Origin of the sequence: Acinetobacter sp. SFB (assembly GCF_001647545.1) — a bacterium.
In the GTDB taxonomy this organism is placed as follows: domain Bacteria; phylum Pseudomonadota; class Gammaproteobacteria; order Pseudomonadales; family Moraxellaceae; genus Acinetobacter.
This window is the reverse complement of sequence record NZ_LSZH01000016.1, coordinates 66830-80693: the sequence shown is the minus strand read 5'-3', so window position 1 is coordinate 80693 and position 13864 is coordinate 66830. Positions and strand designations below refer to the sequence as shown.

Sequence of the window (13864 nt, the reverse complement as noted above, 5' to 3'; positions counted from 1 at the left end):
AAAATGGTTTTTTTATAAAAGAATAATATAGACAGATAAGATGGCTAAAATAATAGTGAAAACACTAGAAGACAATAATATAAAACGGTGAAGCAATGAATTTTTACACTTGCTACTAAGTGTGGTTATTTTTTTAAAATTGATCAAAATAGTCAAATAATAAAAATTAATGACCAAGGCAATAAAAACAGCAATATAAAATAGGCTAGAGGGTTTACTCATCAAAATTTTAAAGAAAGTAAAATTGATTATGATATAAGAAAATAAACTTCTTTCTAAGGATAAAAAAGTTCTTTCGGGTTGAAGTCCATTATCTTGCATTTTCATTGTTATTTCATATGAATAAAAATAAATATGATCAAAATCAAGCTAAAAATTGATAAGAATGGAGCCATAAAGGGATAGGGAAGTGACTGTTTTGTTCTAAGTGCATATTCAATTCTGAACCAACGAAAAATCGCACTTATGCTAAGAATAATTGAAAGTAAAATCAAAGCGATAAAAATCTGATCTGCGATGACTTTTTCAATCATTCCATTATTAAGGGTAATAAATGCAACCGCACCCACTAATATTGCAAGTGCTGTTCTATTCCATGCCAAAAACGTTCTTTCATTGGCGAGCGTAAAACGAGGATCCGGATCCTCACCGTCTGTTAATTTTAGAATTTTAAATAGATTTTTCATAAATTTTTTTGATCAATTAAAATTTTAAATATATAGAGATTAATAATCAGGAATATGCATTTTTTATTTTTGTGTATCTGTTTCATACATTTTTTTGCATACCTTGTCATGAAAAAATGCATAGTGAAAATGCCGAAAAATTGTTTGAATGATAAAAAAGGGAGAACCACAATGGAAATGCTAAATCAGAAAAATTTATCGTCTTTAGTGTTCAGTGAATCACGTTTAAGTAAAGAACTTAAAAATATTGAATGGAATATATTGGGTCATGTATATGAACCGATTATAGGCGGAGATCAACAGTCAAGTTTTGCCTGGATTTCGAATGACCCTGCGGGTACCTTTGTTCCGCCTCATATGCACCCCGTACAGGATGAACATGCTTATATTCTTGAGGGAGAGTATTCACTTTATCTCGATGGTGAATGGACAACCGCAAAAGCGGGTGATTACCTTTACTGGCCACGTGGCACTACACATGGTTATAAAGTCACTTCAGCAGGGCCTGCCAAAGGTATTTTTTGGGTAAGTCCAGGTAATGATTTAGCCAGTCTATTCTCGGAATTGCATAATTTAACCGATCCAGAAAAAGTGGTTCAGGTATCGGCGGCTCGTAATATTCGCTTTATTGATCCAGCACGGCTTCCGAATTGTGAGTTTTAAGCGCTGAAAATAGTATAGTTATATAAAAAGCTTTCAAAATTTTGAAAGCTTTTTTGTTTTTTTAGAAGGAATATTCGGGGCTTAATTTTATCTTTTAACAAGATGACCTTATTCTAAAAGACTTTTATTTTATTAAAAAAAATAATTTAAATTACGCATAGTGAATTTTTAAAAATTGCATATTGGCCAGTGAATCTACTCAATTATATTAATAACGTGTTATTAGCATAAATTAAAAAGGACGATTCAATGACAATTAATAATCAACAGGGAATGAAAATTATTGCTTTAGGTACCGGTGGTGGTCCAATCGTATCCCGTTCTAGAGCAGGTATTTCAACGGCCATCTGTGTCGATAGTGCGACTTATATTGTGGACTGTGGGATGGGCAGTATTCGCAATTACAGAAGTCATGCCACTTGGGGTGAGTTACGGGGTATTTTTCTCACCCATCATCATTCTGATCATATTTATGATCTAGGTTCTTACTTGTTCACGGGCTGGCAAGTTCCTGGCGAATCTTTCAGTCAACCTATTCAAATTTATGGTCCTGGCAAGCCCCTACAAAATCCAGCGATGCCTGCTCACTCACATCCTAAAATTAAAGGCTGTTGTGGTGGCGATCATCCGATGGTGGGTACAGCGGCTATGGTCGATGCTTTAATACATAATGTGTTTGCTTCCGATATTGCCATTCGAATGGCAGATGAAGGACGTTCAAGCCCAACAGAATGGATTAAAGCATTTGATATTCAAATTCCAGAAAAGGCCAAAGCCGATCCGGTTCATAACCGACATCCGGAAATGGAACCTTTTGTCATTTATGAAGATGAACTGGTCAAAATCAGCACAATCTTGGTTGATCATCGTTTATGTTTTCCTGCTTTTGGTTTCAGATTCGATTCTAAATATGGTTCTGTGGTCATTTCGGGTGATACGACTTATTCTAAAAACTGTATTTTATTGGCCAAAGATGCAGATGTGTTAATGCATGAGGTCATCGACCTGGATGCAATTTTAGCCACTTTCCCTGAAGGACCCACCCGAGATGGGATTGCTGTTCATCTTGAAGAATCTCATACCTCTTATGAAAAAGTAGGTCTGGTTGCTCAAGAAGCAAATGTTAAGGCACTTATTTTGCATCATATTGTACCGAATACCCCTGACTCAGCTGATGTTCAAAAAATGGTAAATGTCGCTCAAAATGATTTTGATGGCTTGGTATTGGCAGCAGAAGACAATGATACTTTCAATGTGATGGATATTGTTAAGTCTCGTTTAGAAGAGGGCAAGGCTCGTGAGTTAATTCGGGAGGCCAATATATGAAGAGCCAAAGCAAAAATTTCCCCACTTCACTGGTGCAGTCGCTTGAGACAGGGAAAATTACTAACCGGGCGTGGTTAATCACCGGAATGCTGATCATATTCCAGATGGTGAACTTTGCCGATAAAGCGGTATTAGGACTGGTGGCTGAACCGGCAATGCGTGAACTGGGGATGTCGAGTAGTCAATTTGGTTTTATTGGAAGTTCTTTTTTCTTCCTGTTTGCCATTTCCTCTATTGTCGTGGGATTACTGGCGGCAAAAATACAAACCCGCTGGATCCTTCTGATTATGGGAATTGCCTGGGCCGTTTTACAATTTCCCATGCTCCTGGGAGGGGGCATAACGCTCTTATTGGTGACACGAATTATTTTAGGTGCTGCAGAAGGGCCTGCGACGCCTATTACTTTGCAACATATTCATGGATGGTACGAGCCCAAGGAACGTGGCTTGCCAAGTAGTTTGGTTGCCATAGGATCGACCTTAGGCCCGATTATTGCTGCACCCATTCTCGCGGCTATTATTGCTCATCCGTCTTATGGATGGAGATGGGCATTCGGTTTTTTAGGAATGTTCGGTCTGGTCTGGAGCCTGTTATGGTTTTTAATTGCAAAAGAAGGACCCTATAGTCATCTCAAGGCGAAACAGCAACTGACTCAACCTAAGCCATTGGTTCATCCAAATACAAGTTATATCAGTAATAAAAGTATTGCCGAATTTGCAGACTCATTAAAAGTAGTCCCTTTATTTAAAATCTTTTTCTCACCCATGTTTATCTCTGCTTTCTTAGCCGGTGCTGGATGTTTCTGGGCAATGGGCTTTTTAACAACTTGGGCACCTCGTTATTTGTCGGCAGTACTCAACACTTCTCCACAGATGATCGGAATGATTTCGACATTTCCCTGGATATTTGGTGCTTTGACCTTGCTGGTGGCAGGTTATCTGTCGAAAATTTTAATGAAAAAAGGCAGTTCGGTACATATATCGATGGGTTGCGTATTCGGATCCTTAATTTTGATGTCAGGTATTTTCTTTCTAATATTACCTTATGCTACGGGAGTTACAGCTGTTTTAGTTCTGACTATTGCAGCAGGTTTGGCAATGACATTCCCACTAGCCCCTATTACTTTAGCCTATAGTATCTGCTCTAAACAACGAGCAGCCGTTATGGCGACAGTCACCGCATTGGCATCGTTAGGGGGAATGATTTCACCTACCATGGTGGGAATGTTTATGGAATCGGCAGGCTATATTCAGCCTATGAAAGGAATACTTCCAGATGCTGCAATGTTAGGCAAACTGGTTACAGGAATGAATCTAAGTTTTTCATATATTGGGATCTATTTGTTAATTGTAGGATTAGCTGCAATTCTATTTCTTAATCCAGATAAAACTGCAAAAAAATTGCAAAAAGATATCGAAGTCAATAATGATTAAATAATCTGGCTAAGTCAGTTTTCAAAATCTTGCATAAACCAATAAAAAGAGTACTTGATTGATAAAGTGCTCTTTTTATTTGAATTAATTTTAAAATATGTTTATGAAAATAGGAAGCTCGCTAAAGAATAAATATTTAAAATAAAACAAATTATATTAATTTTAATTCATATGATTATTTCTCATCTGTAAACCAACTGTATTCTTAAAACAGTTGGTTTAAAACGCATTATATTATTTATTGTTTTTCAGTGTTTCAGACGGAAATTCGCCAAAACGGGTTTTATATTCTTGGGAGAATCGTCCTAATTGCTGGAAACCGCAGTCCATGGCAATACTTGAAACATTTTCCCAGGGCTTGATTTCTTTTAAACGCTTATAGGTTTCTTCAAAGCGTAAATTACGCAAATAAGCCACTGGGGATTGGCCAAAATAGGTATGAAAATCACGATATAATCTTTCACGAGAAATTCCCAGAATTTTCTCAAGTTCGCTTAATTTCAAAGGTTGCGATAAATTTTCTTTAAATAAACTTTCAATATAATTTAAATAAGAAGGTTTTCCCTGTAAGCGGCGTTCAAGTTCTAAACTGTAATTGTGTGGTTGAGAAGTGAGTAAAAGAGCAATCAGATTAATTTCAAAATTATTCCAAATCCCTTGTAAATCTATAACAGAATCATATTCTAATAAAAATTCTTGCAAACTCATGGCCAAATTAAACCATTGTTTAATTGAACCTTGCATGGGGGCTTGGATATCAAAAATTAACGGTCGATTAATTTTATAGCCTAACATCCGCATAAGATGGTTTTCCATATTCTTTTTAGAAATACGAATCATTTGCTTTTGGCAGTTTGGTTCTAAAACCATCGAAAAGGGTTGATCAGGTGAAAATATCGCAGCAACATCATTACTAGAATATATCGTTGAAGATTTAATTTTAATTTCTTGTATGCCCTCAATCGGCACATTAAAAATATAACAATGCTGCAAATTATCAATATTAATATTTACAAGTGTTGAGTACTGAATTTTACCAAAAGTGGTTTCACCAATTTGGATGCCTTCATGTAAAAAATCAATTTGTTGTGGATTTGGAATATGTAAATGGTGAGGGCCATTTGCTTTGATTGTCCAGTCTAAAACTTCCTGAGATTGATGAAAATGAGCAAAAAATTTTCTAGGCAGCCAATTTTCACTTTTTCCTAACTCAATCATTTCTATATCCTTATATCTTGATCAGAGAGAACTATTATTTTAGTATCTTAAATAATATTTTTTTTAAGTTATATTAAAAAAAGTATAAGAGCAATGAGTATATATAACAAAAAAATTGTTTCATACAAGAAGTATAAGGTAAGAAAAAAATTATAAAAAATATATTTGATTGATATAACTGTTTAAAAAAGAATCCAAAAAAAATATGCTTTATTGATAGGGGTATAATAATTTTTTAGTATAAACAGGTGGTTAAGATTAATCAGATATTGTTTAATTTTAAAATGAAGAAAAAATAATTTTTAGAATAAGTATAGATTGTCTAGATGATTATTAATCCTGCAATAAATAATTTTACCAAATCATAAATTACCCAGATAAGTTGATTTTAAAAATCTAAAAAGGAGATAAATCTATTCAGTAGGAGTATTTAGCTGATATATTGATACAGATAATAAATTTTAGCTAGGTGAAAATGGAATGCAATCACTAAGCCAACAAGATATTGAATTAAATCACTACTCTAATAAAGCTGATTTTGCTCAAAACTTGATGTCAACCATTTGTGGTGAACATCGTTTGGATACCAGCTGTCGGGACACTTTGAATTTCCATTATGATGGCATGCGCTTACCCCATAAACGAATGACGATTGGTACTATTTCTTATGGTGCTAATGTTGCAATTAATACCTCTAATCTTAAAGCGTATAGTATTAGTCTTCCTTTGATGGGCAAACAAATTTTGAATATGCGAGGGGAACGCTATTTGTCAGATCAAAAAAATGGCCTGATTCTCTCCAATGCAGATTTACAAGATTTAACTATTGATAAAGATTGCAAGAAGCTACAAGTAGTGGTTCCTGAACAAAGTTTACAAATCGTTTTAGCTGATTTGCTTCATCAACCGGTGGAAAAGCCGGTTGTTTTTAATCCGGCAATGCATTTTGACTCAGAATATTTAATTACCGCATGGTGGAAGAATATTCAGAATTTCTTACAGTTTAAATCACAATATACTGGGTTTTATGGATTGCCTTTACTGGCTGAAGATTATGAAAATTTTATAATTAAAGCTCTATTGTTATCTCAAGAAAATAACTATTCAGAACAGCTTAAACAATTATCTACTCAAGCCCAGCCTGCTTATATCCAAAGAGTACACAAATTTCTCCTTAGCCATGCCCAAGAAGAGATTTGTGCTGATAATTTACACGACTTGGCAGGTGTTTCAAAATCAAAACTGTATGAAGAGTTTCAGTATTACTATGGGACTAGTCCGATGGCGTATTTAAAAAAACATCGGTTACAGCAAATTTATAAAGTGTTAAGTACAGCTGGTCTCAATCGAAAAATATCGATTTCCCATTTGGCTTCTCAATGGGGATTCAACCATTTAAGTCGATTTTCTCAAGAGTACCGCGAGGAATTTGGTGAAAAACCAAGTGAAACTAAAAACAAATGTATCAACATCAATTAATTTTTTAAAAAGCAAAGAATAAACCACCTAATTTAAATCATTTAAATTAGGTGGTTTTATTTAAAATTAGCCTAAGCTAATTCTTGAATTTTAGCTTGATTTTGGGCTTTAGATTTTTCACTTCGCACTTTTAAACTTAGCGCAATAAATGAAACAAAAGTAGGGATCGCAAGAATATAGAATAAACCACTTAAACTTAGCTCAAATGTGAAAATCAGGGAGCCAAAGAAAGCCCCTAAAATTGCTCCAATTCGACCAATTCCATGCATCCATGAAACGCCTACCGCTCGACAGGTTGAAGGGTAGGAAATAGCGGCTAAAGGCAGTAAGGATGATTGGGCACCTGCCAGCAAGGCACCAATTAAGAAGATGGTAATGCCAAAAAATAACAGATCTGAGCTTAGAAAGCCCGCTACAATAAACAAGCCAAAAGCAATCAGATAAGAATAGCGAATGACTTTGGTTGGGTTGGTTTTATCCATATACCAACCCATAATTATGGCACCGATTACGCCCCCAAAAGGGAAGATAGCGGCAATTAAGCTAAATTGCTGAGTGGTGAAACCTGCGGTTTTTAAAATGGTTGGCATCCAACTGGTTAAAAGGTAAAACACCAGTAAGCTCATGAAACAGCAAAGCCACAACATACTCGAGCTGACTAAATATTTCCCCAATACTTGTTTAACCGGACTTTGGGCAGATTCAACTTCAGTGTGAGCAATTTTGAGGGTGACTGCTTCGGCAAAAGGTTGACCTTGAATGCTTTCTAAAATACGCTGAGCTTTTAAAGATTGATTATTTTTAATTAAATATTGGGTAGATTCAGGTAATTTAAGAAGCAGTATGATGACCAGAATAAGTGGAATAATGCCCCCAATAATAATGACTTTAGCCCAACCCAGATTTTCCAATAAATAAGCAGATAACAGCCCGCCACATGAAATCCCGAGCATAAAGCCACAACCTGCTAGTCCGGTTAAGAATGCTTTACGTTTAGCAGGCATATATTCTGAAACAATAGTACTGATATTCGGCATGGCAGCACCCAAGCCAATACCGGTAATGAATCGGAAAATCATCAGCTCTTGTGTAGACGTGGCAAAACCACAAAGTACGGTAAATGTTGCGAAAAGCAAGGTAGTGGAAGTAATGACTTTCTTGCGCCCCAATTTATCGGCAAGCGGGCCAGACAGAATTGCGCCAATCGACATACCCACTAAAGCCGCACTGAGTACGGGTGCAAGTTGAGGTTTGCTGATGCCCCAATCATCCAGTAATGCAGGCGCAATAAAACCGATAATGCCGGTATCCAATCCATCACAAAAAAACACCAAGAAGCCAAGTGCAAATACCAGCCATTGTAACGGCGATAGTTTTTCGCGGTCTATCACCGTATTGATCTCAATTGTTTTCATTTTTATTCCTTTAAAAATTTTAGAATTTTTTACCGTAATTTATGAAAAAACTATTTTCAGTAAAATCAGTAACATAATTGATGTTGTAGTCAATTAACAGGTATTGCAAAGCCAGTCCTTTAAGATAGGGCTGTTGAAATGCATAGTTGCCAAGAATATTTGCCTCAATTTCTTTGTTTTCGCGACCATCAGCGTTAATAAAATAAGTTTCTGGTCAAAACCATCTGGCAAAGGATAGGCAGATTCACCAATAATCTGCTGATATCCCATATGGATACTGTGAGTGCTGATTTTTACAGTTTCAAGCCCACCCATATTTTGCGTATCAATATTGAATTGGTCATTGTCCTCTGGCGCATTAAAATATTTTAGTCTTGAATTTAAAGAGAAATCATCGGCTTTCCAGTTATGCTCAATTCCTAAGTAATGTTTGTTATAAAGGCGGAGTTTCTCTCATTTTAGAGGTATAAAAAAGTGACGCTGACGGCGACCAACTGCCGAAATTTTTTACTCCAGAAGAGTCAAAATCTTGTTCAATATAGGCATTTTTGAGAGTGAATTTCCATTCTGGCTCTGCTGTCTGGGCCTGACTCGATAAGCTTATTTCGCTTAAAGTACTCAATAATATAAATGATTTTCTTGATTCTACTTTTGACCCTGTCCGATATGTCATCTCGTGCCTTCCTTTGAGAAATTACTTATTTTCTGTTTTTAATGTATTAACTTTAAGAACTATTCCATAGTTTTGATTGAACTCTTTTTAGTGCTTTTAAACTATCCAGAAATTCCTGAAATTCATCCATTTTTTCCAAATTGGATTAATAGCCATAAGATCTAAGCGAGTGAAATCAGGATTTAAATTTGAATGATTTTTTAAGATTTTTTAGGGATTTTTGAGTCAATGGTTAACTGAGAAGACGATTAGCTTTCATTAATAAATCACTCTGCTTTAATCAAAATATGCTGGGACATAGCCTGGATTTAAAAATATTAGAAGAATAAATGAGTATTAAAATCACTGATTTTTAACTATTTTTTAGAGAAATAATGATAAGGGGGTAATTAAAATGGAGTTTTTTGAGCGCAAATATCCTTGAACCAAGATAAATCAGTAGTTCAAGGATAGTTTTAGCAAAAGAAGATTATGCACATAAGCGACGACGTTCAACTTCTGCTGAAGGTGCTGCAACACTGTCTTTGACCAGGACAATATTAAAGGTAATGTGTTTAAACGCTTTATCTAAGCCATAGCGTTCAATTTCGCGTGGATCGGTAACGTCCACTGCAGTTGCGACTAAACCATCACGTGTTGCGAAAGCAAAGTCATCCCATAAATATTGATCACCTTCAATATTAAATTGGGTGGTGAGCTTGCGGAAATCAGGGGCAGAGGCAAAGTAATGGACATGCGATGGACGATTACCATGACGACCTAACTTGTTCAGCAAGGCTTGAGTGGTACCTTCTGGAGGACAACCATAACCGACCGGCATGGTGGTTAATGCGGTATATTTCCCATTTTTATCGGCAAAAATTGTACGGCGTAAATTGAATTCGGATTGAGCTTTATCAAAGAAAGAATAGTTTCCTAAGCTGTTTGCATGCCATATTTCCACCTTGGCATTTTCAATCAGGTTGCCTTGTGTATCGGTTACTGTACCTTCAATAACGAGGGTATCAATTTGGTCAGATTCAGAACCATCATCCATACGGGCAAAACCCACAGACTCCGGTGCACCCGCTACATACAGAGGACCTTCAATGGTACGTGGCGTTCCTCCGCTAATGCCTGATTTAAGGTCAGTTTCATCGGCACGCAGATCCAGAAAATGTTCCAGCCCCAAACCTGCCGCTAATAAACCCAGTTCATTGGCTTGACCTGCATCAGTAAAATACTCGAGTCCTTTCCAAACTTCAGAAGGCTGGATATCGAGTTCATCAATGGCCTGAAATAAGTCAGTCACTAAACGTACAACAATTTCCTGTACCCGTGGATCTACAGGTCCGGTTGCTGTATCTATATTCATTTGTTTGACGAGGGCGCTAATTTGTTGGCGGTTCATACTACGTTCCTTAAGTATATTGTTTTAGAGTGATTTAAAACTGCGCATATCATGATGAAGAGTTTCAGTACTACAAAATTCAAGCCTTGAATGCCCAGGCTTGTTGTTAAATGCGGCTGGTATTGCTTTGCAAGAATTTTTCACTGTAAATACGATAATTTTGCAAGGCCTGATCACCTAACCAGCTTTTCACTGCTTCAATCATTGGCGGTGGGCCACACAAATACATATCGAAAGCTTGTTCTGCCAGTTGATCTTTATTTAAATGATCCTGAATGAAACCTGTTTTACCTGTCCAGTTGTCTGAAGCCTGGCTAATAATCGGTTGATAATTAAAATTAGGCATCCGTTCGCTATAGGCATGTAAACGTTGTTGCTCACACAAATCGGCTTCTTGGCTTACGCCATAATACAGATGCACTGCTGGGGCGTTGGGTTGTTCAGCGATATTATCCAGCATGCCTAAAAAGGCAGATAATCCCGTACCACCGGCAATAAACACCAAGGGACGCTCGACTTCGCGCAAGTAGAAACTGCCTAAAGGGGCTTCCATGTAAATGGTCTGTCCGACTTCACAGCATTCACGTAAGTAATTACTCATTACACCGTTTGGCAGTAGGCGAATTAAGAATTGCAGCTGGTTGCTTGCATTGGGCCGGTTGGCAAAAGAATACGAGCGCCAGTCCTCAGAATTTGGAATTTGCAGGCGTGCATATTGACCAGGTAAAAAGTGTAAGGGCTGCTTATAACTGCTGGCATCAACATGCAAAATGGCAGTGGTTTCAGAAACCAGTTCTACCGCAGTCACGGTGGTAGCAATTTTTAAAGACTCGCCGGCATTACAAATATCTGAATTATGATCGAAATAAAAGGCAGCATTGGATTTCACCCGGGTTTGGCAAGCCAATATTTTTCGCTCTGCCAAATCACGTTCACTGAGTGCCTCTTCATCGACATATTCCTGCTCATAAGAGCCGCTTTCGCATTGGCCTTGGCAGGTTCCACATACCCCTTCACGACAATCCAAAGGCAGGGTAATCCCTTGACGAATGGCTGCATTGAGCAGCAATTCGTCATTATGTACAGCAATGAAAAAGGTTTTACCATCAGCAAAATTGAGCGCTACTGAATGAGTCATACGATTGATCCTTAAACATGGTAAAAGTCTAAGACCGAGTCAATTTTGTCATTCAGTAATACTGTATGTTGACGACGGATGCGGAAGCTCTCTTCCTCTTTGCGTAAGGTATAAGTGGCATGACCATAAAAACTGCTTTCCAACCCTTGACGGTTATACAAGGTGTGCCATGCTACTTTTGCTTCAATTAAACCATCGTCGAGCTCTTTTACACGCACATTTTTAATCATGTGCAAAGTGCGTGGTAAGGGGGTGGCAGAAGCTGCCTTACCGGTACGGATACGAAAAATTCGGTCTTCCAATCCTGTACGGTCTTCATAATAAATATAAGACAAGCCCTGATTTGGATCCTCAACATAGTTATGGTCATCGATCCACTGCGGAATATGGTATTCACTATCTTCATCATACAGTTCAAGATAGGCATCCCAATCATAGGTGTCACAGAGTTCAGCTTTTTTAATGAGAAACTGAGAAACAGCGAAATTAAGTTCAGCAGTCATGATTACACCTCTTCCTTGGCAATGGGTTGCTCAAAAGTCACATCTTGCATTTTTAAGGATTTTTTATTTAAGCCGTTGAGCATTAAACGCTGCCATTGACCGTGTTGGTTTACATATAAGCCTTCATGGGTAAATTCACGCCCCGTAATGACCGGCTTAATGTTTAAATCCTGAGCATTTTCGGTGGTGCCATATTCCCAGGTATGGTGACCTCGAGAAATATCACTCCAGCGTTCAAGACGCGCTTGAAAGCCTTTTTGTTGTTCACGAAATTCTACCAAGTCATCAGGGGTGCCTAAACCAGACACGTTAAAGAAGTCTTCAAACTGGCGAATACGGTTACGGCGTGCTTCGGCAGACTCACCTTTAACGCCAATACACTGGCTAATAACTTCTGTTTTATTCCAAGCTACAGGACGGATAATGCGTAATTGCGAACTGATTTGATCCATAAAGAACAGGCTAGGATACAAATTCAGGTTTCTTAAACGATGCATGGCCCATTTCGCATGTTTTTCTCCGTATTTTTCTAAAAGGTATGGCATGACGGTGCTATAACCTGGACGCACCGCTGGATTGGGCATATCACTAAACAGTACGCTATGACCATTTTTAAAGCTGAACCAGCCGTCATCCGTCTCAGCATCACCGGCGCCTAATTTGCTGTAATCCAGCGTATCTAACTCAGCCCCTTTTTCGATATTCACTTGCTGACGATGTTGAACAGTCGATACATAGTTATAGTGCACTGTACTGACATGATAACCATCTAAACCATTTTCATTTTGGAGTTTCCAGTTGCCTGCAAAAGTATAGGCGGACTTACCTTGTAATACTTCAAGTTCACCTGTAGGTGACTGGTCAACCATTAAATCAAGGAAGACTTTGGCGTCACCTAAGAAATCTTCTAAAGAATCGGTAGCCTGGCTGTCTAAACTAACAAATACGAAACCGCGATAACTGGCAATACGACCTTGTTTAAGGCCACGCGTGGTTTTATCGAAGTGTTCGCAATATTCACCTGGCGCTTTGACTTTAATCAAGCGACCATCTGACTTATAGGTCCAAGCGTGGAATGGACAGGTGAAAGTAGACTGGTTTCCTTTGCTGACACGTGTCAAGGTTGCACCACGGTGCTCACATGCATTGACCATGGCATGAAGCTCACCCTGACTATCACGACTGATAATCAGGGGTTGTCGGCCAATTTGAACCGTCACAAAATCGTTATTATTCTGAACTTCACTTTCATGACAGGCGTAAATCCAAACTTTTTCGAAAATTTGCTCCATCTCTAAATCGAACAGCTCAGCTTCAGTGAACATTTCTCGAGCAATACGATATACGCCATCGTGCGGGCGAAAATCAATACAGTTCTTAACGAAGTCTTGCCATTCTGTAATGCTGCGTGAGGTCATTGTTTTATCCTCTAGTCCATTAGGGTATTTCCCTCATTGAAGCGAAATTTACCCTTCATTGCTATCCGAATTCTCCAGATCTTTATCCGTTTTTTAATGTTGTAAGTCTTTATCTTCAATACGGTGAATAGCATTGATTTTATAGATCCTTCCTAGATAGATAAAATGGCTCATTCATAAGCTGTCTAATGAACCACTTTTAATAACCGGAAGTCTTCAAAATGTTGCACATTTTTAGAAGCCCTAGACTTGAAGCAGCCTAACTTGTAGCAACATGAGATAGCGTCCAATATTTCTACCCAGGGCTCAGACAGTGATAAACCTGATTGTGCCAGCTTAATTTAAATGGTCTGCATTTGCGGGGAATGCGCTCAAACCTCCACTAACTAGACTTTTAACCGGATATTTTATAAGCGCACAGGTTTACTGTGCAGAAATAATATGTCTCTGCTTGGGCTTACATTATTTTTCGCATAATAGCCCTTATATTTATTAAGGTGGTTTTATACTGGATGTTTAAAA

General features: G+C 37.7%; 13 protein-coding genes and 1 pseudogene. 4 read left to right on the top strand and 10 right to left on the bottom strand.

The annotated features are described in order from the left end of the window. Window positions 1–12: 12 nt before the first annotated feature. Window positions 13–321 carry a DUF202 domain-containing protein gene (locus AY606_RS16805; protein WP_067870072.1) on the bottom strand — a complete coding sequence of 103 codons (309 nt, stop codon included), beginning with the start codon at window positions 319–321 and terminating at the stop codon, window positions 13–15. Between the two features lie 8 nt (window positions 322–329). Beyond that, entirely contained in the window at window positions 330–686 is a 357-nt protein-coding gene (locus AY606_RS13680) for a YidH family protein (RefSeq protein WP_067869802.1), read from the bottom strand. A gap of 171 nt (window positions 687–857) precedes the next feature. Here AY606_RS13680 and AY606_RS13675 point away from each other — a divergent pair, with 171 nt between their 5' ends. The 3 genes from AY606_RS13675 (at window position 858) to AY606_RS13665 (ending at window position 4108) form a co-directional block, all read left to right on the top strand. Beyond that, window positions 858–1349 (top strand): cupin domain-containing protein, encoded by a 492-nt coding sequence (locus tag AY606_RS13675; RefSeq protein WP_067869799.1) that lies wholly within the window; start codon window positions 858–860, stop codon window positions 1347–1349. A gap of 249 nt (window positions 1350–1598) precedes the next feature. Next, window positions 1599–2675, top strand: a complete 1077-nt coding sequence (locus AY606_RS13670) for an MBL fold metallo-hydrolase (RefSeq protein WP_067869795.1) — start codon at window positions 1599–1601, stop codon at window positions 2673–2675. Beyond that, window positions 2672–4108, top strand: coding sequence for an MFS transporter (locus tag AY606_RS13665; protein WP_067869792.1), 1437 nt, complete (start codon window positions 2672–2674; stop codon window positions 4106–4108). Before AY606_RS13670 ends, AY606_RS13665 begins: the two co-directional genes overlap by 4 nt. Before the next feature lie 234 nt (window positions 4109–4342). Here the strand turns inward: AY606_RS13665 and AY606_RS13660 are convergent, their stop codons facing one another. Further along, window positions 4343–5326: an AraC family transcriptional regulator gene (locus AY606_RS13660; protein WP_067869790.1), complete on the bottom strand. Its 984-nt coding sequence runs from the start codon at window positions 5324–5326 to the stop codon at window positions 4343–4345. Window positions 5327–5806: 480 nt separating this feature from the next. Here AY606_RS13660 and AY606_RS13655 point away from each other — a divergent pair, with 480 nt between their 5' ends. Beyond that, a complete protein-coding gene (locus AY606_RS13655; RefSeq protein WP_067869787.1) occupies window positions 5807–6805 on the top strand; it encodes an AraC family transcriptional regulator in 999 nt (332 codons plus the stop codon). A gap of 71 nt (window positions 6806–6876) precedes the next feature. Here AY606_RS13655 and AY606_RS13650 read toward each other — a convergent pair whose 3' ends face one another. From AY606_RS13650 to antA, 7 genes and pseudogenes are all read right to left on the bottom strand, one after another. After that, on the bottom strand, window positions 6877–8220 hold the full coding sequence (locus AY606_RS13650; RefSeq protein ID WP_067869784.1) for an MFS transporter: 1344 nt from the start codon (window positions 8218–8220) through the stop codon (window positions 6877–6879). Window positions 8221–8239: 19 nt separating this feature from the next. Next, window positions 8240–8661, bottom strand: a pseudogene (locus AY606_RS16915) (OprD family outer membrane porin); the annotation flags it as partial. Next, window positions 8654–8893, bottom strand: coding sequence for a hypothetical protein (locus AY606_RS16910; protein WP_067869775.1), 240 nt, complete (start codon window positions 8891–8893; stop codon window positions 8654–8656). The pseudogene AY606_RS16915 and the gene AY606_RS16910, both read right to left, overlap by 8 nt. Before the next feature lie 469 nt (window positions 8894–9362). Then, complete coding sequence (gene catA, locus AY606_RS13635) at window positions 9363–10283, bottom strand: catechol 1,2-dioxygenase (RefSeq protein WP_067869772.1); 921 nt, start codon at window positions 10281–10283, stop codon at window positions 9363–9365. 106 nt (window positions 10284–10389) lie between these two features. Continuing rightward, window positions 10390–11421 (bottom strand): anthranilate 1,2-dioxygenase electron transfer component AntC, encoded by a 1032-nt coding sequence (antC, locus tag AY606_RS13630; protein WP_067869768.1) that lies wholly within the window; start codon window positions 11419–11421, stop codon window positions 10390–10392. Window positions 11422–11432: 11 nt separating this feature from the next. Beyond that, window positions 11433–11924, bottom strand: coding sequence for an anthranilate 1,2-dioxygenase small subunit (antB, locus tag AY606_RS13625; protein WP_067869765.1), 492 nt, complete (start codon window positions 11922–11924; stop codon window positions 11433–11435). 2 nt (window positions 11925–11926) lie between these two features. After that, window positions 11927–13342 (bottom strand): anthranilate 1,2-dioxygenase large subunit, encoded by a 1416-nt coding sequence (gene antA / locus AY606_RS13620; RefSeq protein WP_067869762.1) that lies wholly within the window; start codon window positions 13340–13342, stop codon window positions 11927–11929. Between the last annotated feature and the right edge of the window lie 522 nt (window positions 13343–13864).

What these genes read in the sequence shown, in the direction of transcription:
- AY606_RS16805 (WP_067870072.1), bottom strand. Translation starts at nt 321, where the DNA reads ATGCAAGATAATGGACTTCAACCCGAAAGAACTTTTTTATCCTTAGAA.
- AY606_RS13680 (WP_067869802.1), bottom strand. Translation starts at nt 686, where the DNA reads ATGAAAAATCTATTTAAAATTCTAAAATTAACAGACGGTGAGGATCCG.
- AY606_RS13675 (WP_067869799.1), top strand. Translation starts at nt 858, where the DNA reads ATGGAAATGCTAAATCAGAAAAATTTATCGTCTTTAGTGTTCAGTGAA.
- AY606_RS13670 (WP_067869795.1), top strand. Translation starts at nt 1,599, where the DNA reads ATGACAATTAATAATCAACAGGGAATGAAAATTATTGCTTTAGGTACC.
- AY606_RS13665 (WP_067869792.1), top strand. Translation starts at nt 2,672, where the DNA reads ATGAAGAGCCAAAGCAAAAATTTCCCCACTTCACTGGTGCAGTCGCTT.
- AY606_RS13660 (WP_067869790.1), bottom strand. Translation starts at nt 5,326, where the DNA reads ATGATTGAGTTAGGAAAAAGTGAAAATTGGCTGCCTAGAAAATTTTTT.
- AY606_RS13655 (WP_067869787.1), top strand. Translation starts at nt 5,807, where the DNA reads ATGCAATCACTAAGCCAACAAGATATTGAATTAAATCACTACTCTAAT.
- AY606_RS13650 (WP_067869784.1), bottom strand. Translation starts at nt 8,220, where the DNA reads ATGAAAACAATTGAGATCAATACGGTGATAGACCGCGAAAAACTATCG.
- AY606_RS16910 (WP_067869775.1), bottom strand. Translation starts at nt 8,893, where the DNA reads ATGACATATCGGACAGGGTCAAAAGTAGAATCAAGAAAATCATTTATA.
- catA (WP_067869772.1), bottom strand. Translation starts at nt 10,283, where the DNA reads ATGAACCGCCAACAAATTAGCGCCCTCGTCAAACAAATGAATATAGAT.
- antC (WP_067869768.1), bottom strand. Translation starts at nt 11,421, where the DNA reads ATGACTCATTCAGTAGCGCTCAATTTTGCTGATGGTAAAACCTTTTTC.
- antB (WP_067869765.1), bottom strand. Translation starts at nt 11,924, where the DNA reads ATGACTGCTGAACTTAATTTCGCTGTTTCTCAGTTTCTCATTAAAAAA.
- antA (WP_067869762.1), bottom strand. Translation starts at nt 13,342, where the DNA reads ATGACCTCACGCAGCATTACAGAATGGCAAGACTTCGTTAAGAACTGT.